The following is a 17,782-nucleotide window of genomic DNA, read 5'->3' as shown; positions in this document are numbered from 1 at the left end:
TCGTGTCGCAGCTCATGTGGTTGCTCCTCGGACTCATTAAGGGGGGAAGGACAGGGGGTGGCGGGTTCGGTGAGCGCCTTACGGGGCGCGGTTCGGGGCGGTGCTGGTGGCAGGGGCGGTACGAGCGGTACGCGCGCCGGGGCCGCCATGGGCGGAGGCCCGGCACAGGGCGCCGAACGCGTAGATCAGCAGCGCGAGCGCGGCGGCGCCGCAGGCGGCCGCGGGGATGGCGGCCGTGCCCTGGGCGGCGGTCAGCCGTGCCACGGGCGCACCGAGCGGCCCGCCGCCCGGCAGCCGGGCGGCGGCGGCCGTCGCCAGGGCCGCGGCCTGGACCGCGCAGGCCACGGCGGTGCCAATCAGCGCGGCCTTGCGGAAGCCGTGGACGGCGAGCAGCCGGGCGAGGAACAGCAGCGCGCAGAGCGCCACGACGGCCGCCTCGGCCATCGAGGGGAGCGTGGCGACGGGGGGTGATCCGGGCACCGCGAGCCGGGCCGCGAGCACCAGGGCCGCCAGACCACAGACGAAGACCGTCACCACACCCGCGGACAGTGGACGCACCCCTGCCGCGAACTCCTCCAGCCCACGGCTGACCGCCAGCCTGCGGCGCGCCCTCACGGCGAACCAGCGGGCACACCACGCGGCGGGCGCGACGGCCAGGGCGAGGAGGACGGCGGACTGTGTCGCGGGCACCGCTTGGTAAGGACGGCGTCCGTCGAGGAGCCCGGTGAGCAGCCAGTCCCCGACGGCGGCATAGCCGAAGAGCCAGCCGGCGCCGAGGGCGTACGCGATACGGCCCCCGCGCCCGCTCCCATGGACGCGCAGGGGCCCGCGGCGCAGGCACAGCCACAGGGCGATGACCGTCAGGGCGGCGCCGCCCGTGCCCACGGCGAGGCCGACGGTGGCGTCCTTACGGATGGCATCGACGCGGAGGACGGCGGAGGCGGTCGCCACGCACAGTGCGCCCGGCAGCAGCCACAGCGCCCCGAGTGCCATGCGCGCCGCCAGCGCGCGCCCCGGCGCGGGGGCGACCGGGGGTGCGGGCTCCTCGGCGCGCGGCACCCGGGCGTACAACTCCTCGGCGAGCGAGAAGACATCGCGGTGCCGGAAGCGTGCGGCGGTACGGTCCGTCACACCATGGGCCTCCAGCCCTGCGGCGATCTCCAGCGGGTCGACGGCGCGGGCGCACAGGTCGTGGTGGTGGTGCATCAGCGCCCGCACCGGATCGGCGGGCCCCCGCCGGCCCTTCCCCTGTCCCCTCCCGGCGCCGGTGCGCGCGGACGCCTCGTCCGGCCGCCGGGAGACCGGCACCCGGACCTCGGGCAGGGCGCCGAGGCCGCGGTTGGAGGAGGCCGGATCGAACCGGCCGTTCCACCGGGGAGGCGTGGTCATGCGCCCTCCTCGAACGGCCGCGGGCCCACGCCCAGCGGCTCACGCGGCGGTGGGGTGGCCCAGGTGGGGGTGTGCTCCGGGGCGGAGCGGGAGGCGAGCGGGCCGGGCAGCCAGTGGCCGAAGCCGTCGCCGTCGCGGCCCGCGGTCCAGCGCCCCGGGACATGGGCCTCGGCGGGGCGGGCGAACGGCAGCGGCCCGCCGCCCTCACCGACCTCCTCGCGCCGCACCGGACAGTGCGACATCAGCTCCAGATAGATCCCTCGGAAGGCCGCGACGTTCTGCTCGACGGTGAAGAGCTCCAGCGCACGGGCGCGCGCGGCGGCGCCCAGGCGCGCGCAGCGCTCGGGGTCGCCCAGCATGGCCAGGCACGCGTCCGCGAGCGCCCGGGGATTGCGCGGGGGCACCACGAGCCCGGTGCCGCCGATGACCTCGCACACCGCGCCCACATCCGTGGACACCGTGGCCCGTCCGCAGAACATCGCCTCGACCAGCCCGACCGGGAAGCCCTCGACCACGCTGGACAGCACGACGACGCCGCCCGCCCCATAGGCGTCGGCCAGGGTCGGCACCTCGGGGTCGCCGAGCCGCTCGAAGGAGACCGGGTTGTCACCGGCGGAGTGGGCGTCCGCCGCCTCGTCGGGGAAGAGATGCTCGGCCAGCGCCCGGCAGTGGGCCGGATAGCCGTCCGTCTCCGCATCCTCGCCGCGCCGGGTCTCGATGATCCTCAGCCGGGCGTCCGGCTGCCATCGGCGCACCTCCGCGAAGGCGTGCAGCAGGGCGATGACGTCCTTGGGGGGCTCGATCCGGCCCACCCACACCAGCGTCCGGTCGTCGCCGCCGGACTGGGCCGCGCCCTGCTCGCCGACCTCCGCGAAGCGAGCGGCGTCCATGCCCGGGTAGACGGTGCGCAGCCGCTCCCGCTCTGCGCCGCACCGCTCCTGCCAGCGCCGCGTATGCGTATTGCCCGGGGTGATCAGATCCGCCCGTGCGTACGCCTCTGCGGCCAGCCGGCCGTGGAACGTGGCCAGCAGGGTCCGTACGGGCCCGGGGAGCGGCTGTCCGTCCGCCGCGTCGGCCGCACCCGCCAGATAGCACTCGCGCAACCGGACGCCGTACTCGGTGAGCAGCAGGGGTGTGCCGAAGCGGCGCTTGGCCAGCAGCCCGGGGAGTACGGCCGCGCCGCCGGTCGCGGCGTGGCACAGGTCCACCCCGGACAGCCCCGGATCGCCTCCGGCGCCGTCGCCGTACCAGTCGAGCGACAGCGGGCGCAGCGCGCACTCCAGCGCCTCGGTGACGGTCAGCAGATCGGCGACCCGCACCTGGTGGGCGCCGTGTGGTGCCCCGAGGGTGCGGCACGCCCGCTCCAGCGTCCTTACGGCGTCCTCGGAGCGGAGCGCGGCGGACAGCCCGCCGTACTCCCCGGCAAGGTCGGCGAGGCCGTGGAGACCATTGGCGAAACGGTCCGCCTCGGCAGTGGAGCGGCCGGGCACACCGGAGCCATGGGGCGCGCCGGAACCGTAAGGCACGCTGATCGCCGCGGCCAGCTCCCCGAAGTGCTCGGCGAACCGCCGCCGCTGCCGACGGCCGCCGCGCCCGCCCCGCCGGCGCTCCGGCTCGCCCCAAAGCGGCGCGGTGCGCACCAGGCCGACGTGGCGCGGCAGATCGCCCCAGCCTCCGGCCTCCTGGCCGGGGCCGCGGCTGAGCGCGTACACCTCGAACTCATGCTGGGCGAGGCCGCGCACCAGCCGGTCGCACCACACCCGCGCATCACCGATCGCATACGGATAGCCACCCTCCGTAAGCAGTCCTACGCGCATGAGCGCACCCCCGATCTCCCAAACGGGCCGTCGTCCTGCCGCCGTCACCGGCGGCGGCCGCCGTCAGGCAGCGGAAGCACGTTATGCGCGCAGAGCCCCGGTGCGACGGACGGTTGTCCGTCGCACCACCGGAAGGGGTGAACGCACGTGACCTATCGGGAATTCAGGCGTTGGGGCGCGCTATATGGGCCGGTGCGGGGCTGTCAGCCCTTGGGGAACGGCCAGGCGTTGGGGCGGCAGGTGGCGCCGTCCGTCGACAGGAACTTGGTCTGCTGCATCATCACCGGTGCCAGCGCACCCTGCTTGGAGCAGATCTCGTGGTTGTGGCCGAGACGGTGGCCGACCTCGTGGTTGATGAGCATCTGGCGGTACGAGTGCATCTTGTCGTCGCCGTAGGTCTTGGCGCCCTGCGCCCACCGATAGGCATTGATCATGACGCGCTCGGTCGACGCCGAGTCGCAGGAGACGTTGTCCTCGGTGGTGTCGAGGCCGGACTTGGCGCACCACACCGCCGTGGTCCCGGGACTCGCGAGGGTGATGACGAAGTCCGCATGGCCGGACGAGACCCGCTCGAAGGTGCGAACGCCGCCGTGCGCCCAACTGCGGTCGTCGTTGAGCGTCTTGTGCACGGCCTCGGCGAACAGCTTGCCGTCGAGCGGCAGGCCCTTCTCCACATCGACGCGATAGCGCATCACCTGGCCCCGGCCGGGGGCCTTGTCGTGCCCGCCGACGGCCTGGAAGGAGCCGGAGCCGCGCAGCTTGGCGTCGAGCGGGAAGACGGTCGCCATCTTCGCGTCGTAGGTGACGGGGGCCGCCGGGACCCCCGAGCGGGCCGCCCCGCGGCCGTCGTCGGCGCGGGAGTCGCGACCGCCGCGGGCGGCGGCGTCGCCACGCTCCGGGCCGTCCTGGGCCTGCGTCTTACCGCCGCCGTGCGGTCCGCTCGCGACCTGTCCGGCCACCACGACGGCCAGCACGGTGGTCACGGCCGCGGCGGCGACACCGGTGAAGGTGCGCCCCTTACCGCCCTTGGTGAGGCCGCGCGCCCCCTTGCCCGCGGGCCCCGTCTCGTCGTCGTCCGGTCCGCTCCCGCCGTCGCCGCCGGAGCCGCCGCCGATTCCGTCGGAGGGGGTGGCCGCCCGCTGCGTACGGCGCTGCGGGGGCACTCCGCCCGGCGCTCCGGCGGCGAAGACGTCATCGCCGTCGCAGTCCAGGGCGTCGGGGGCGTCGAACGCCTCGACGTACTCCTTGCGCGGGCCGGGCATCAGACCGGCCGCGCCGCCCGTGCCGCCCGTGGTCGGGCGCTGCGGCGGGTTCATGGTGCGCATGCCGTAAGGCGGCCGCTGGCCGCCGGGACCGCCGGAGCCCCTGGCTCCGCCCGGACCGCCGCCGCGGCCACCGACCGCGCCCCAGCCGCCGCCCGCCTCGCGCTGCTCGGGATGTCCGCCCCTGGTGCGCGCCGCGGGGCCGCCCGCTCCATAAGGCAGCCTCGGCACGCCCTGCGGTGGGGTCACACCGGGATCCACGGCACCTGGCCCCGCCGCGGCGCGGCGCCGTCCGGTGCCCGGTCTGTCGTCCTCCGGGGCCGGGCCGGATGCGATGTGCTCGACGAACTCGGGGCCCGAGCCGTGCCCCTGCCCGGAGCCCGCCGCCGCGGACCGGCGTTCCCGGCCCTCCTGGCTGCCACGTGCGCTGTGTTTACCCACGCGCCGCACCGCTCCCGTCCGCGCCGGACGCCGGTACGGCCCCCCGCACCTTCCGGCTCTCCCGGTCATCTCGTTCTTCAACGCCATCGAGCAGCTCGCGCATCCCGCGCGCCACCGCTTCGGGATACTCCATCATCGCCACATGCCCGGCGTCCAACAGCGTCAGCAGACGCGAGTCGCGGAAGGTGGCGTTCGCCCGCTGCGCCATTCTTACGGACACCAGCTGGTCGCGACCGCCGTAGACGAGCAGCGTCGGGGCGAGCACCCGCTCGGCCTGACGCCACAGGGAGTGCTGGCCGCCCAGGGTGTACGAGTCGACGACACCGCGTGCCGAGCGGCTCAGCGCGTCCCAGAAGTACGGGAGGGCGAGCCGGCGCTCGAACTCCTCGACCGCGTAGGCGAAGTCCTCCCGGCTGACAAGGGACGGGTCGCCGAAAGTGAGGAACATCACTTCGCGGGTGCGCCGCTCCGCGTCCCAGTCCCTCGTCATGCGGGTGAACAGTCGGGTCACCCCGGGCACCGCGAGCAGACCGGTCGGCACCGCCGTGCGCTGCGGGCGCAGCTCGGGCAGCGCGGGCGAGACGAGAGTGAGGGTGCGCACCAGATCCGGCCGCACCGCCGCGACGCGCGTGGCGATCGAGCCGCCCATCGAATTGCCGACCAGATGGACGGGCCCGCGGTCCTGCGCGTCGAGATAGCGGATCACGGCGCGGGCATGGCCGGTTATGGAGTAGTTGCCGTCATCCGGCGGCGGGGAGTCGCCGAAACCGGGGAGGTCGAGCGCCTCGCCCTCCACCCGGTCGGCGAGCAGCTCCATGAGCGCCGACCAGTTCTGCGAGGAGCCGCCGAGGCCGTGCACGAAGAGCGCGGGCGGCAGCCCGGAAGCGGACGGCGGACGGCAGCGCACGGTCATCGCGAGCCCCGGAAGGGAAGCGGTCCGCAGCTTCTCACCCGCTCCGACCCGCACGGACCTCGCGGGCGGGACCGCCGCGACGATGCGGGCTTCCGGCGGCTCGGTCGAAGACATGCGCCAATGTTACGAGACGATCACGCGCGTGACCGTGTGTTCACGCTCACAGACCGCGTAGCGTCCGAAAGTGACCTCTCCTAGGCTCGTAAGTCACAGGGGCGATCGCCTTGCCCCTGGGTAGTCGCCAGTGGGTAAGCCCTCAGTGGGACGCCACCCTGTGGCGGCCGCCAGTGGCAGCCGCCACAGGGCACAGGGAAGGGGAGTACATGTCCATCGACCCAACCGACCCCGACACCTTCGAGGACTTCGTCGAGAACACCGACGAAACCGCCGTGTACGACGTCGAGGCTCCCGAGGCGGACGCCGCCGAACAACATCGTGAGGTGATCGCCCGCCGCGACGAATCGCCCAGAGCGGACGAGTTCGTGGAAGCCAACGAGGCCGACCGCGCGGAACAGGCCCGGGTGGTCGAGGTGAACGAGGAGGACTACCGATGACCTGCGTTATTTGTGGGCTTCTCATAGAGTCCGGTCCGTGAAATTCTCCGCACGAACCGCGCGCCGCGCTGTTACCGAAAAGTACGATGGCGGACGCGATGGACATCGTGCATAGGGATCATTCATTGGGAGGCGGCGTGACAGCCATCGAGCAGACCGAGGCGCGCCCACGGGGTACGCGCCTTCCGCGCCGAGCCCGACGTAATCAGCTCCTGGGGGCCGCTCAGGAGGTCTTCGTGGCCCAGGGCTACCACGCGGCCGCGATGGATGACATCGCCGAGCGCGCCGGGGTCAGCAAGCCAGTGCTCTACCAGCACTTCCCGGGCAAGCTGGAGCTCTATCTCGCCCTGCTCGACCAGCACTGCGAGTCCCTGCTGCACGCGGTGCGCACCGCGCTCGCCTCGACCACCGAGAACAAGCAGCGCGTCGCGGCGACCATGGAGGCGTACTTCGCCTACGTCGAGGAGGAAGGCGGCGCCTTCCGGCTCGTCTTCGAGTCCGATCTGACCAACGAGCCCGCGGTGCGCGAGCGCGTGGACCGCGTCTCGCTGCAGTGCGCCGAGGCGATCAGCGAGGTCATCGCCGAGGACACCGGACTGTCCAGGGACGAATCGATGCTGCTGGCCGTGGGCCTCGGCGGGATCTCCCAGGTGGTCGCGCGCTACTGGCTCTCCAGCGGGAGCGAGGTGCCGCGGGAGACCGCTGGGCAGTTGCTCACCTCGCTGGCCTGGCGCGGTATCGCGGGCTTCCCGCTGCACGGGGCCGAAGGCGGCCACTGAGCGCTCGGGCGCCATTTCCGGCCACGAGGGCGCGGCGCCGTGAGCGCGAGGGCGCGGCGCCGCGCGCGCTCGGGGCCGCGACGGGGCGTGTTCGCGGGCGGCGGGTGTGTTCGCTGCCGGCGTGCGCCCGCGGCCCCCGGCGGGTGTCCCGGCACGGCTAGTGTGTGCTGGGTACAGCGCGGATGGCCGCGCTACCCCAAATGACCGTCGGAGGGACAAGGCCGTGGAGGTCAAGATCGGCGTGCAGCACGCGCCCCGCGAGATCACTTTGGAGAGCGGGCAGTCTGCCGAGGAGGTCGAGCGCCTGGTGGCCGAGGCGCTCGGCGGCAAGTCTCAGGTGCTGATCCTGGAGGACAGCCACGGCCGTAAGGTCCTGATCCCGGCTGACCGGCTCGCCTACATCGAGCTCGGCGAGCCGAGCGCCCGCAAGGTCGGTTTCGGCGCGGCCTGACGTATTCAGCCGACGGCGGCGGGGTTTGGTGGAATCTTCCACCAAACCCCGCCGCCGTTTGTGCGCGCGCTCGCACGCCCCCGGCACGCCGGGCACCACAGACCGCCCCCGTGGGCAGGGTTGCTCTCGCTTGGGCGCGGGTAGGACGGGCTCGACCGACGCGTGATCACGTGTCGGTTCCGATCCGCTTACGGGAAGGACGCGCCAATGCTGTTCTGGGAAGCGCTCGCCTCGGTACTGATCGGTCTCGTCATCGCGTACGGGGCGCTCCAACGGCTCCCCCGAAGGCTGCCCGCGCGGCGCCTCGTCCTGTCCACCGGCCCCGCCGCCGCGCTGCTGGGCGCTCTGCTGACCCATACGGTGCTGGGCTCGGGGCACACCGCCCCCGTGCTGATCGTCGCGCTCGGCTTCGCGGCGGCCCTGCTGTCGCTGCTCATCCGCCCCGCCAGGACGGGCCGCCGGCGTTCGGTTCCGGCGTAGGCCCTGTCCGAGCGGGCTCCGGGGCGGCACCGGCCGCCGGAGCCCCTCGTTCCGTGGTCGTTCGAGCCGCGCCATACTCGCCTCGTACAGCCGTGGCCGTTCTGGCGTAACGCCCTCTCCGGCAGCCCGTCGCGAGCCCGCGACGTCTGGTTCGGCGCCCCCGGATAGCCCGGGGAGGCGCCCCACGCACCAGACGCCGCGGGCTCCGCGGCGTCAGCCGCTGCTGAGGTCACAGGCGCGAAGATCCGCCGGAAGGGCTTAGGCGGCGAGCCCGAGGGCGGCCATCCGCTTGGTGTGGGCCTCGGTGATCCGTGAGAACATCCGGCCCACCTCCGCCAGGTCGAAGCCGCCCGCCAACCCGCCGACCAGCATCGTGGAGAGCGCGTCGCGGTCCGCGACCACCCGCTGGGCCTGCGACAGCGCCTCGCCCATCAGCCGCCGAGCCCACAGCGCCAGCCGCCCGCCGACCCGCGGATCGGCCTCGATCGCGGCACGCACCTTCTCGATCGCGAACGACGCGTGGCCGGTGTCGTCGAGCACCTGGAGCACCAGATCACGGGTGTCAGAGTCCAGCCGGGCCGCGACCTCGCGGTAGAAGTCACTGGCGATCGAGTCGCCCACGTACGCCTTGACCAGGCCCTCCAGCCAGTCGGACGGCGCGGTCTGGCGGTGGAACCCGTCCAGGGCCGCGGCGAACGGCTCCATCGCCGCCGTCGGCTCCTCGCCGACCGCCGCGAGCCGGCCCCGAAGCCGCTCGAAGTGGTGGAACTCGGCGGACGCCATCTTCGCCAGCTCCGCCTTGTCCTCGAGCGTGGGCGCCAGCTTGGCGTCCTCCGCCAGCCGCTCGAAGGCGGCCAGCTCACCGTAGGCGAGGGCGCCGAGCAGATCCACCACGGCGGCCCGGTACTGCGGATCGGCGGCCGCCGTGTCCCAGTTCTGGGCGGCGATCCCGGTGGGCGCCGGGGCCTTCTCCCCGCTGCCCTCCCCCGAAGCTGCGTGGTCCACGGCGGGCGCGGCGGGCGTCTCAGGCGTGTCAGGCGTCTCCATGGAGCGCACAATAGCCCGCTCCGCGCCCGGGGGAAGGCCCTGGTCAGCCATGCCCACGGATGCCCCGCATCGGACTGCCCGGTCACAGATGCGTGCTTCCGGGGTACAGTGATAAGTGCGCCCGTCGAGTATCGGCGGGTTGTTCCACGAATGCGGATGCCCGGTCGGTGGCCCGATCGGCTCCAAACCCGACCGCCCTCCGCGCGGCGCGCATCGCTTTTGCGTACGGCAGGAGGGACCCGCTCGCGGCGTGAGCGCTCGAGCGAAGGCCGTGGTCCCGCACCGAACCGGCCATCCCCAAGGCCGGTGCACCCGGGCGCCGTGCGACCCCCTTCGCCGCTTCTCGCCGCGTCTCACAGAAGAGGCAAGCATCCTGACCAGTTTCCGAGAACTCGGGATCCTCCCCGAGACGGCCGAGGCCCTGGAAGCCGTCGGCATCACGTCCCCGTTCCCCATCCAGGAGATGACGCTTCCGGTTGCCCTCTCCGGCACCGACGTCATCGGCCAGGCGAAGACCGGCACCGGCAAGACGCTGGGCTTCGGCCTGCCCCTGCTGGAGCGCGTTGTCGTCTCCGCGGACGTCGAGGCGGGCCGGGCCAAGCCCGAGCAGCTGACCGACGCCCCGCAGGCGCTCGTGGTCGTCCCCACCCGCGAGCTGTGCCAGCAGGTGACCAACGACCTTCTGACGGCCGGCAAGGTCCGCGCCGTCCGCGTCCTGTCGATCTACGGCGGCCGCGCCTACGAACCGCAGGTCGAGGCCCTGAAGAAGGGCGTCGACGTGGTCGTCGGCACCCCGGGCCGACTGCTGGACCTGGCGGGCCAGAAGAAGCTGCGGCTCTCCTCCGTCAAGGCGCTCGTCCTGGACGAGGCCGATGAAATGCTCGACCTGGGCTTCCTGCCCGACGTCGAGAAGATCATCCAGCTACTGCCCGCCAAGCGTCAGACGATGCTCTTCTCGGCCACCATGCCGGGCCAGGTCATCTCGCTGGCCCGGCGCTATATGTCGCAGCCCACGCATATTCGTGCCACCGCGCCGGACGACGAGGGCGCGACCGTGGCCAACATCACCCAGCATGTCTTCCGCGCCCACTCCATGGACAAGCCGGAGGTCGTGGCCCGGGTGCTGCAGGCCGATGGCCGCGGGCTCGCGATGATCTTCTGCCGGACGAAGCGGACCGCCGCCGACATCGCCGATCAGCTCGCGCGCCGTGGCTTCGCCTCCGGCGCGGTCCACGGCGACCTCGGCCAGGGGGCGCGCGAGCAGGCGCTGCGCGCCTTCCGTAACGGCAAGGTCGACGTGCTGGTGTGCACCGACGTCGCCGCGCGCGGCATCGACGTCGAGGGCGTCACGCATGTGATCAATTACCAGTCGCCCGAGGACGAGAAGACCTATCTGCACCGCATCGGCCGTACGGGTCGCGCGGGCGCCTCGGGTATCGCCATCACGCTCGTCGACTGGGACGACATCCCGCGCTGGCAGCTGATCAACAAGGCGCTGGACCTGGCGTTCCATGAGCCGGAGGAGACGTACTCCACCTCCGAGCACCTCTTCGAGCTGCTGAACATCCCCGAGGGCACCACCGGTGTGCTCCCGCGTGGTGAGCGCACCCGGGCGGGGCTCGCCGCCGAGGAGATCGAGGACCTGGGCGAGACCGGAGGCCGGGGTGGCCGCGGCCGCCGGGCCGCCGCCACCCCGGCCACGGAGGAGCGCCCTCCGCGCAACCGCCGGGTACGCCGCCGCACCCGTGGCGGTATGACCACGGACGGCACGGGCGCCCCGGAGGGCGCGGCGGCGGCCGAGTCCGCCGCCGACACCGCCGAGGGTGCCACCGAGCCCCGTCGGCCCCGCCGACGCCGCCGTACGCGCGGCGGTGCGGCGACGGCCCACCCCGAGGCGGCCACGGCCGCCGTCGACACGGCGGAGACGGCCCAGCCGGAGGCGGAGCCCACCGAGGCTTCCGCGAAGCCGCGCCGCCGCCGCACCCGGGGCGCCGCCAGGACCGCCGAGGCGGCGACAGCGGCCGTCGAGACGGCCGAGGGCACCGAAGGCACCACGCAGGAGTCCGCGAGCACCGTAGCCGTCGAGTCGGCGGAGACCGCGGTGACGACGGTGGAGGCCACGGAGGCTGCCGTTGAGGCGCCCACGAAGCCGCGCCGCCGCACCCGCGCCAAGGCCGCCGAGGCCGCCCAGACCGCCGTGGAAACGGCCGAGGGCACGATGGACGCGGTGAAGGCCGCCGAGACCGTCGAGGCGCAGCCGGAGGCCGTGGAGGCACCCGCCAAGCCGCGCCGTCGCACCCGTGCCAAGGCCGCCGAGGCCGCGGAAGCCGCTGTCGAGACGGCCGAGGGCACCGCCGAGGCGGCCACGCCCCGGCGCCGCACCCGCGCCACCGCCAAGGCCGACACCGCCGACGCACAGCCGGAGACGGAGGCCACCGAGGCCCCCGCCAAGCCGCGGCGCACCCGCGCCAAGGCCACGAAGGCCGCGGAAGCCGCTGTCGAGACCGCCGAAGGCACCGCCGAGGCCACCGACGCGGCCGAAGCCGCCAAGCCGCGGCGCCGTACGCGCGCCAAGGCCGCCGAGGCCGCCGAGACGGCCGAGGGCACCGCCGAGGCGGCCACGCCCCGGCGCCGCACCCGCGCCGCCACCAAGGCCGACACCGCCGACGCACAGCCGGAGACGGAGGCCGCCGAGGCCCCCGCCAAGCCGCGCCGGACCCGCGCCAAGGCCGCCACGGCGGCACCGGCCGCGGACGAGGCCGGTGCCGAGGCCGCGCCCGCCAAGCCCCGGCGCCGTACGCGCGCCGAGGCCGTCGAGGCCGCGGCCGAGGGCTGACGCACAACCGCGCCACAGCGCATGGCATGGCCAGGGGCCCGTTCCGCGACACCGCGGGGCGGGCCCCTGGGCGTTCACGTACCGTTTCCCGCGACCTGTATAGCCTCATCCCCATGAGCAGGCCGCCCTTTCTCACACTGCCCGCGGGCGCCCGTGCGTACCGCCTCCGGACCGCGCGCGGGGAGTTCGCCGTCCATGACGCGCGGCCCGCTTCGGCCGCGCGCGGGACCGTCCTGCTGGTCCCGGGGTTCACCGGGAGCAAGGAGGACTTCATCGCGCTGCTGGAGCCGCTCGCCTCGGCCGGCTTCCGGGTCGTCGCCGTCGACGGGCGGGGGCAGCACGAGAGTCCTGGCCCCCGTAAGGAGGCCGCGTACGCCCAGGACGAGCTGGCCCAGGACCTGCTCGCGCAGGCCACCGCCCTGAGCGCGGCGACCGAGGACCCGGTCCATCTGCTCGGGCACTCGCTCGGCGGGCTGATCGCGCGGGCGGCCGTACTGCGCGACCCGGGCGCGTTCGCCTCGCTGACGATCATGAGTTCCGGCCCGGCGGCCATCTCCGCCCCCCAGTGCGCCCGGATCAAGCTGCTGATCGACGCGCTGACCGTGATGGACATGGAGTCCGTATGGCAGGCGATGCGCGAGCTGGATCCGCCCGAGGCGGCCGACGCGGCGACACCGCCCGGGGTGGCGGAGTTCCTGCATCAGCGCTGGCTCGGGACCGTACCGGAGCAGCTGATCGTCACAGGGCGGCAACTCACCGCTGAGCCGGACCGGGTCGATGAGCTGGCGGCGCTGCGGCTGCGTACCCATGTGCTCTCCGGTGAGTCGGACTACGCCTGGCCGGTGCCGCTGATCGACGAGATGGCCGAACGGCTGGCCGCCCGCCGGACCGTGATCGACGGCGCCGGGCACTCCCCCAACACCGAGCGGGCCCACCCCACCGCCGACGCCCTTTCCTCCTTCTGGCGCGACGTGGGCTGACGGACGTGGGCTGACGGACGTGGGCCGAGCGACGCGGGCCGAGCCAGAACGCGACCTGGGCCCGAAGCGGATCAGATGCGCCGGGAGCCGGGAAAAGAGTCGGAGCGGCTCAGTACTGCGCCTGCAGATGCTCCCAGAAGCCATCCCGCAGGGCGCGCCGCAGATCGGCGTGGGCACGCAGCGAGAGCCGCAGCAGCCCCTCCGCGTCGATCAGCAGCTCCTGGTCCACGGAGCCGGGCAGATACGGATGGCCCGGCAACAGCTCCGCGAGCGTCTCCCGGCCGCGTGCGGACAGCCACTGGGCGGCGATCTGCGCCCCGACGAAGCGCACCTCGTCCCGGGTCGGGGCGGGCCCGCACAGCGGCGAGTCGCCGTTCAGCTCGTAGCCGGTGGCCCGCCGGGTGACGTACGGCTTGCAGAAGTCGAGGTCGAAGGTGCGCTGGCTGTCGACCTCCCACAGCAGCGGCTCGGCCTGGTTGCGCCCGTCGAGGGCCTCGATGCCCCACAGGTGGACGCGTGCCCCGTAGCCCTGAGCCGCCTCGACGGCGGAGACCAGGTCCTCGTCGCCGCCGATCAGCACGGCGTCGCCGATGGCGCGGTGGCGGGCGAGGGATTCCAGGTCGGAGCGGATGAGCGAGTCGACGCCCTTCTGCTGGTTGTTGGCGTTGAGGTTGCCGAGCCGGACCTTGACGTCGGGCAGCTCCGCGATGCTCTGCTGCTCCGGGGTGTGGATCCGGCGCCGGGCGCCGTCGAACCAGTAGACGCGCAGCAGCCTGCTGTCCGGGAAGATCGTGCGCGCCTTGTCGATGAACGCCTCGATGAGCCCCTCGGCGTCCAGCTCGAACGCGCGGCGGTCCTCCGTGCCCGCGACGAGCCGGCCGGCGGCCGCGTAGACATACCCCGCGTCCACGAAGATCGCGTGCGTCGAGGGCGTGGTCGCGACCTCGGCGAGCACGCGCTGCAGCAGCTCGTTGGTGCGCTCGATGCCCGCGACGATCGAGGCGAGGTCTGGTAGGCCCGGAGGCATCGCTTCACTCATACGCGGTTCATTCTCCGGGCGGCCGTGTGAGAGGCACAACCGGACCCCGCACCGGCCACCAGCAGATACTTAGGCTGCGAAAAAATTTTATTAGCGTAGGGAATGTTTTTGGGGGACCCTCTCGTTGAACACGTGCAGGAGGGCGCGGCAGCGAAGCTGCGCGACTCCGTACACATCAGTTCTCCTTCAGGAGGATCAGACGAAGGGAGAAGCCACTTTGCGCTTCGAGATCATGCGCCTTGACGATGTCGATGGCAGTGCCATCGACAGCACCGTCGTAGACGCCGCCTCCGTCAATCGGATCGTGCAGCAGGCCGCCGCTATCGGCCAGCGCATCTACATCCGTCCAGCCGAGACCGCCGCCCGGTAGTGCCGTAAGGCCCTCCAGCAGCACAGAGCGTCGAGCGCCCCCGTACCGCGACGGTACGGGGGCGCTTGTGTCATGTCAGGCGGTATGGGCCACCTGGAGGACCCCGTTGATGATCTGCTGGACCGCGATGGCGGAGAGCATCATCCCGGACAGCCGGGTGACCAGCACCACTCCCCCTTCCTTGATCACGCGAATGATCAGCAGCGAGTAGCGCATGGTGAGCCACAGCACGACATGCATGGCCACGATCGCGGACCACACCGCCACCTGATCGGCGAGCCCGGGCGCGTGCTGGACGGCGAGGATCACCGAGACGATCGCGCCCGGCCCGGCCAGCAGCGGCATGCCGAGCGGGACGAGCGCCACATTGACGTCCTTGGTCTGGCTCGGCTCGTCGCTCTTACCAGTCAGCAGACTGAGCGCGATCAGCAGGAGCAGCAGCCCGCCCGCGATCATCAGCGCGGGGACGGAGACATGCAGATAGTCGAGGATCTGCTGACCGCCGATGCCGAAGACGGCGATGACGCCGAAGGCGACGGCCGCCGCCTGGCCCGCCATCCTGCGCTGCACCTTGGCCGGACGGCCCGAGGTCAGCGCGAGAAAGATGGGTGTGATGCCTGGCGGGTCCATGATCACGAACAGGGTGAGGAAGAGGGAGCCGAAGACGGCGACGTCGAACACGGTGAATGGCCTTGCGGGGATGAGCAGCGGTGCGGCGCTGATGCGGTACGGGAAACGGAGGGAAGGCAGGGGAAGGGGAGGCGGGAGAAGGGAGGGGACAGCGGGAGGGGCGCGCTCAGCCGCCCGTGCCCGGCACCGGGAAGGCCCCGGTCGCCCGGCGCACGATCTCCCCGTAGACCTCGGGGTCGGTCGTGTACTCGCCGAGCCGACAGGTCTTACGGCTGCCGTGGTAGTCGCTGGAGCCGGTGACGAGCAGACCGAACTCGGCGGCGAGGCCGCGCAGCCGCGCACGGGTGTCCTCTTCGTGGTCCATGTGGTCGACCTCGATACCGTCGAGACCCGCCGCCGCCAGCTCGCCGATCGCGCTCTCCGGTACGCACCGGCCCCGCTTGACGGCCCGCGGATGCGCGAAGACCGCGACCCCGCCGGCGCCCTTGATCAGCCGGATCGCCTCGAAGGGGTCCGACTCGTGCTTCTCCACATGCGCCCGGCCGCCGTCGGCCAGCCAGTCCTGGGTGAAGGCGTCCGAGACGCTCTCCACGACGCCCAGGTCGACCAGCGCGGTGGCGATGTGCGGCCGTCCGACGGCCCCGTCCCCGGCGATCTCCGCCACCCGCTCCCAGGTGATCGGCACGTCCAGCTCGCGCAGCTTCGCGACCATCGCCTGGGCCCGGGGCACCCGGTCGTCGCGCACCAGCTCGCGCTCGGCCGCCAGCTCGGGCTCGTCCGGGTCGAAGAGGTACGCCAGCATGTGCAGGCTCACCCCGTTCAGGCGGCAGGACAGCTCGGCGCCGGTGACCAGGGTCAGCCCGGAGGGCAGCGCCCGCGTCGCCTCCGCATAGCCGCCGACGGTGTCGTGGTCGGTGAGCGCGACGACGTCCAGCCCCGCGGCGGCGGCATTGCGCACCAGCTCGGCGGGGGTGTCCGTACCGTCCGAGGCAGTGGAGTGGGTGTGCAGATCGATGCGCACGGCACGGGCTCCAAGCTGCGTTCGGGACGGACCGATGGGACGCCCCAGCATAACCACGCCCGGAGATGCCCGGATCAGCGCCCCTTGACTCGCGCTGGAGCCGCCGGCAGCGGCGAGACTCCGGCGGTAGGACTCCGACGACTAGGCTCCGGCGGCGAGGCGGCTCAGGGCGAGAGCAGCCTCGGTGAGAGCGCCCCGCAGGGCACCAGGTCGACCTCGGCCCCCGCGTCCCGCAGATCGGTGAGCACCATCTCGTCGTACATCAGCAGTCCGGTCTGCTCGGGCCAGACGACCGCCCACAGCCACAGCCCGCACGCCTCGCCCGCGAAGACGGCGCGGTCGTCCGGGGTGCCTTCGACATGCCACAGCGGGGTGGGCCGCCCGGCGGCCAGCACCTTGACGTGCGGCGGCTTGTCGACCCGCATCCCCGGCCCCGGATCGGGCCCCGGGATGCCCGCGAAACGCGCGCCGAGCCCGACGCCGAGCTCCTCGGCGATCAGCAGCAGCTCCCCCGGGCCGCCCAGCGGTCCGGGTCCGGAGCAGGCCACGGCGGTGGCCCGGCCGCCGCTGCGGTCGTCCCCGGCGCAGGCCACACCGGTGAACAGCCAGCCCACGGGCAGCGGCCACGGCATCCATACGGGCACCCGGGCGCGGTTGGTGACCACCACGAGCGCTTCGACGCTCGGCGGAACGACCGGCTGTTGAGGGTGCACCGTGCCGTGCACTGCGCACTGCCAGGAGTCGGCGAAGAGACCGGGTGCTCGCACCCGGCCACCGCATTTCGGGCAACTGGGTTCGCCCCTCATAGGCCCCCACGGTCCTCCCCGGTCGTCGTCGCGTCAAGGACGATCACCCGTCCGGAGGTCACTTCCCGCAGGAGTTCCCGTCCGGCGCCAGGCCCGGGAGGGATGGGCCGTCGGCACCGCGGTTCGTCCGGCGCCTCGCCCGCGAAAGACGTCCTTACGGGCCTCAGCCCGTCAGCGGCACCCCAGCCCGCGCCGGGTCGCGCAGATCCGTACCGTGCCGCAGCCAGCGGTCCTGGAGGGCGCCGGCGCCGTGCACCCGCTTCCACGCCGCCTCGTTCGCGGTCATCGGCAGCATCGGCAGGAAGCGCACCGGCTCCATCGGCTCCAGCAGCTCCAAGTCCTCGACCAGGCCGCCCGGTTCGGCGACCAGGACGGAGCTGAAGGACGCCCCGGGCCACAGCGGCCCGCCGAGCTCCAGCGACGCGCCGGGCATCACCACGACCCCCTCGACCTGGGGGGAGGCGGCCAGCACGGCGAGCGGGCGGAGCACCTCGTCGAGGACGGCGAGGTCGGGGCCGCGGCCGCCGGCCCTTACGGTCAGCATCAGCTCGGCGCGCGGCCCGCGCAGGGGGTCGGCGACGGCGGCGGTCGGGCTGGTCATCGGATGGTCCGACATGCCGAGGGTGGCGTAGCGGATCACATCGCTCCCGTCCCGGAATCGCAGCACGTCAATGCGGTCCGTACCGACGAAAGTGATGGCCGCGCGGGCGTCCGGCTCGCCCAGCGCGGTGATCAACCGGGCCTCGACCAGCTGAAGAACGTCTGACATGCGGTGAGCATAGATCGCGTATCGAACGGGCAAAGCGGCGACTTAACGGTTCTGCCGACTGATAGCCTTAATCCCTGCCCAGGGAGTTACACGTCGTCCCTCACGGGGGACCGGCCGGAGGAGGTGGGGCTGCGGTGGATCCTAGTCGACCGTGCAGTACCGACAGTTCTCCCGTCGTTTCCCCTTGGTATGCGACTC

At 73.1% G+C, this 17,782-nt stretch carries 17 protein-coding genes; 6 read left to right on the top strand and 11 right to left on the bottom strand.

What is annotated here, in order from left to right:
* Positions 1–78 precede the first annotated feature (78 nt).
* The 4 genes from CGL27_RS30940 to CGL27_RS30925 all read right to left on the bottom strand — a co-directional run bounded on the left by CGL27_RS30940 (position 79) and on the right by CGL27_RS30925 (position 5,936).
* Complete coding sequence (locus CGL27_RS30940) at positions 79–1,389, bottom strand: hypothetical protein (RefSeq protein ID WP_119991376.1); 1,311 nt, start codon at positions 1,387–1,389, stop codon at positions 79–81.
* A complete protein-coding gene (locus CGL27_RS30935; protein ID WP_119991375.1) occupies positions 1,386–3,206 on the bottom strand; it encodes a DUF3492 domain-containing protein in 1,821 nt (606 codons plus the stop codon). The genes CGL27_RS30940 and CGL27_RS30935 overlap by 4 nt, the downstream gene beginning before the upstream one ends.
* 203 nt (positions 3,207–3,409) lie before the next feature.
* Positions 3,410–4,918 carry a DUF3152 domain-containing protein gene (locus CGL27_RS30930; RefSeq protein WP_119991374.1) on the bottom strand — a complete coding sequence of 503 codons (1,509 nt, stop codon included), beginning with the start codon at positions 4,916–4,918 and terminating at the stop codon, positions 3,410–3,412.
* Complete coding sequence (locus CGL27_RS30925) at positions 4,902–5,936, bottom strand: alpha/beta hydrolase (RefSeq protein WP_119991373.1); 1,035 nt, start codon at positions 5,934–5,936, stop codon at positions 4,902–4,904. Before CGL27_RS30925 ends, CGL27_RS30930 begins: the two co-directional genes overlap by 17 nt.
* 209 nt (positions 5,937–6,145) lie before the next feature.
* On the opposite strand from CGL27_RS30925, the gene CGL27_RS30920 reads away from it, so the two are divergent.
* The 4 genes from CGL27_RS30920 (at position 6,146) to CGL27_RS30905 (ending at position 8,086) form a co-directional block, all read left to right on the top strand.
* The gene (locus CGL27_RS30920) at positions 6,146–6,376 is read left to right on the top strand and encodes a hypothetical protein (RefSeq protein WP_078643433.1); all 231 of its coding nucleotides are present in this window, start codon (positions 6,146–6,148) and stop codon (positions 6,374–6,376) included.
* A 137-nt stretch (positions 6,377–6,513) separates the two neighbouring features.
* A complete protein-coding gene (locus CGL27_RS30915; RefSeq protein WP_119991372.1) occupies positions 6,514–7,155 on the top strand; it encodes a TetR/AcrR family transcriptional regulator in 642 nt (213 codons plus the stop codon).
* A 223-nt stretch (positions 7,156–7,378) separates the two neighbouring features.
* Positions 7,379–7,606, top strand: a complete 228-nt coding sequence (locus CGL27_RS30910; protein ID WP_014054738.1) for a DUF3107 domain-containing protein — start codon at positions 7,379–7,381, stop codon at positions 7,604–7,606.
* Between the two features lie 207 nt (positions 7,607–7,813).
* Complete coding sequence (locus CGL27_RS30905; protein ID WP_078643430.1) at positions 7,814–8,086, top strand: hypothetical protein; 273 nt, start codon at positions 7,814–7,816, stop codon at positions 8,084–8,086.
* Positions 8,087–8,344: 258 nt separating this feature from the next.
* Here CGL27_RS30905 and CGL27_RS30900 read toward each other — a convergent pair whose 3' ends face one another.
* Entirely contained in the window at positions 8,345–9,142 is a 798-nt protein-coding gene (locus CGL27_RS30900; RefSeq protein ID WP_205587947.1) for a ferritin-like fold-containing protein, read from the bottom strand.
* Between the two features lie 454 nt (positions 9,143–9,596).
* Between CGL27_RS30900 and CGL27_RS30895 the strand changes: the two genes are divergently transcribed.
* Together CGL27_RS30895 and CGL27_RS30890 are read left to right on the top strand one after the other, a co-directional pair.
* Positions 9,597–11,969, top strand: coding sequence for a DEAD/DEAH box helicase (locus tag CGL27_RS30895; RefSeq protein WP_119994625.1), 2,373 nt, complete (start codon positions 9,597–9,599; stop codon positions 11,967–11,969).
* A 113-nt stretch (positions 11,970–12,082) separates the two neighbouring features.
* A complete protein-coding gene (locus tag CGL27_RS30890) occupies positions 12,083–12,949 on the top strand; it encodes an alpha/beta fold hydrolase (protein WP_119991371.1) in 867 nt (288 codons plus the stop codon).
* A 109-nt stretch (positions 12,950–13,058) separates the two neighbouring features.
* Here CGL27_RS30890 and CGL27_RS30885 read toward each other — a convergent pair whose 3' ends face one another.
* From CGL27_RS30885 to CGL27_RS30865, 6 genes are all read right to left on the bottom strand, one after another.
* Positions 13,059–13,988 carry an NYN domain-containing protein gene (locus CGL27_RS30885; RefSeq protein WP_078643424.1) on the bottom strand — a complete coding sequence of 310 codons (930 nt, stop codon included), beginning with the start codon at positions 13,986–13,988 and terminating at the stop codon, positions 13,059–13,061.
* 175 nt (positions 13,989–14,163) lie between these two features.
* Positions 14,164–14,382, bottom strand: coding sequence for a hypothetical protein (locus tag CGL27_RS50275; RefSeq protein ID WP_162952802.1), 219 nt, complete (start codon positions 14,380–14,382; stop codon positions 14,164–14,166).
* Between the two features lie 51 nt (positions 14,383–14,433).
* Entirely contained in the window at positions 14,434–15,039 is a 606-nt protein-coding gene (locus CGL27_RS30880; protein WP_014054731.1) for a MarC family protein, read from the bottom strand.
* Positions 15,040–15,154: 115 nt separating this feature from the next.
* Entirely contained in the window at positions 15,155–16,009 is an 855-nt protein-coding gene (locus CGL27_RS30875) for a PHP domain-containing protein (protein WP_119991370.1), read from the bottom strand.
* 164 nt (positions 16,010–16,173) lie between these two features.
* A complete protein-coding gene (locus CGL27_RS30870) occupies positions 16,174–16,815 on the bottom strand; it encodes a DUF6758 family protein (RefSeq protein ID WP_119991369.1) in 642 nt (213 codons plus the stop codon).
* Between the two features lie 163 nt (positions 16,816–16,978).
* On the bottom strand, positions 16,979–17,584 hold the full coding sequence (locus tag CGL27_RS30865) for a suppressor of fused domain protein (protein WP_119991368.1): 606 nt from the start codon (positions 17,582–17,584) through the stop codon (positions 16,979–16,981).
* Positions 17,585–17,782: the final 198 nt, after the last annotated feature.

This window comes from Streptomyces sp. 11-1-2, from assembly GCF_003595545.1.
Classification (GTDB): Bacteria; Actinomycetota; Actinomycetes; order Streptomycetales; family Streptomycetaceae; genus Streptomyces; species Streptomyces hygroscopicus_B.
The sequence above is the reverse complement of the archived record's forward strand: the minus strand, read 5'-3'. Positions and strand labels throughout refer to the sequence as shown.

Excerpts from the sequence above, each read along its gene's own strand:
- CGL27_RS30935 (WP_119991375.1), bottom strand. The coding sequence starts at position 3,206 with ATGCGCGTAGGACTGCTTACGGAGGGTGGCTATCCGTATGCGATCGGT.
- CGL27_RS30925 (WP_119991373.1), bottom strand. The coding sequence starts at position 5,936 with ATGTCTTCGACCGAGCCGCCGGAAGCCCGCATCGTCGCGGCGGTCCCG.
- CGL27_RS30920 (WP_078643433.1), top strand. The coding sequence starts at position 6,146 with ATGTCCATCGACCCAACCGACCCCGACACCTTCGAGGACTTCGTCGAG.
- CGL27_RS30890 (WP_119991371.1), top strand. The coding sequence starts at position 12,083 with ATGAGCAGGCCGCCCTTTCTCACACTGCCCGCGGGCGCCCGTGCGTAC.
- CGL27_RS30870 (WP_119991369.1), bottom strand. The coding sequence starts at position 16,815 with ATGAGGGGCGAACCCAGTTGCCCGAAATGCGGTGGCCGGGTGCGAGCA.
- CGL27_RS30895 (WP_119994625.1), top strand. The coding sequence starts at position 9,597 with ATGACGCTTCCGGTTGCCCTCTCCGGCACCGACGTCATCGGCCAGGCG.
- CGL27_RS30905 (WP_078643430.1), top strand. The coding sequence starts at position 7,814 with ATGCTGTTCTGGGAAGCGCTCGCCTCGGTACTGATCGGTCTCGTCATC.
- CGL27_RS30865 (WP_119991368.1), bottom strand. The coding sequence starts at position 17,584 with ATGTCAGACGTTCTTCAGCTGGTCGAGGCCCGGTTGATCACCGCGCTG.
- CGL27_RS30885 (WP_078643424.1), bottom strand. The coding sequence starts at position 13,988 with ATGAGTGAAGCGATGCCTCCGGGCCTACCAGACCTCGCCTCGATCGTC.
- CGL27_RS30940 (WP_119991376.1), bottom strand. The coding sequence starts at position 1,389 with ATGACCACGCCTCCCCGGTGGAACGGCCGGTTCGATCCGGCCTCCTCC.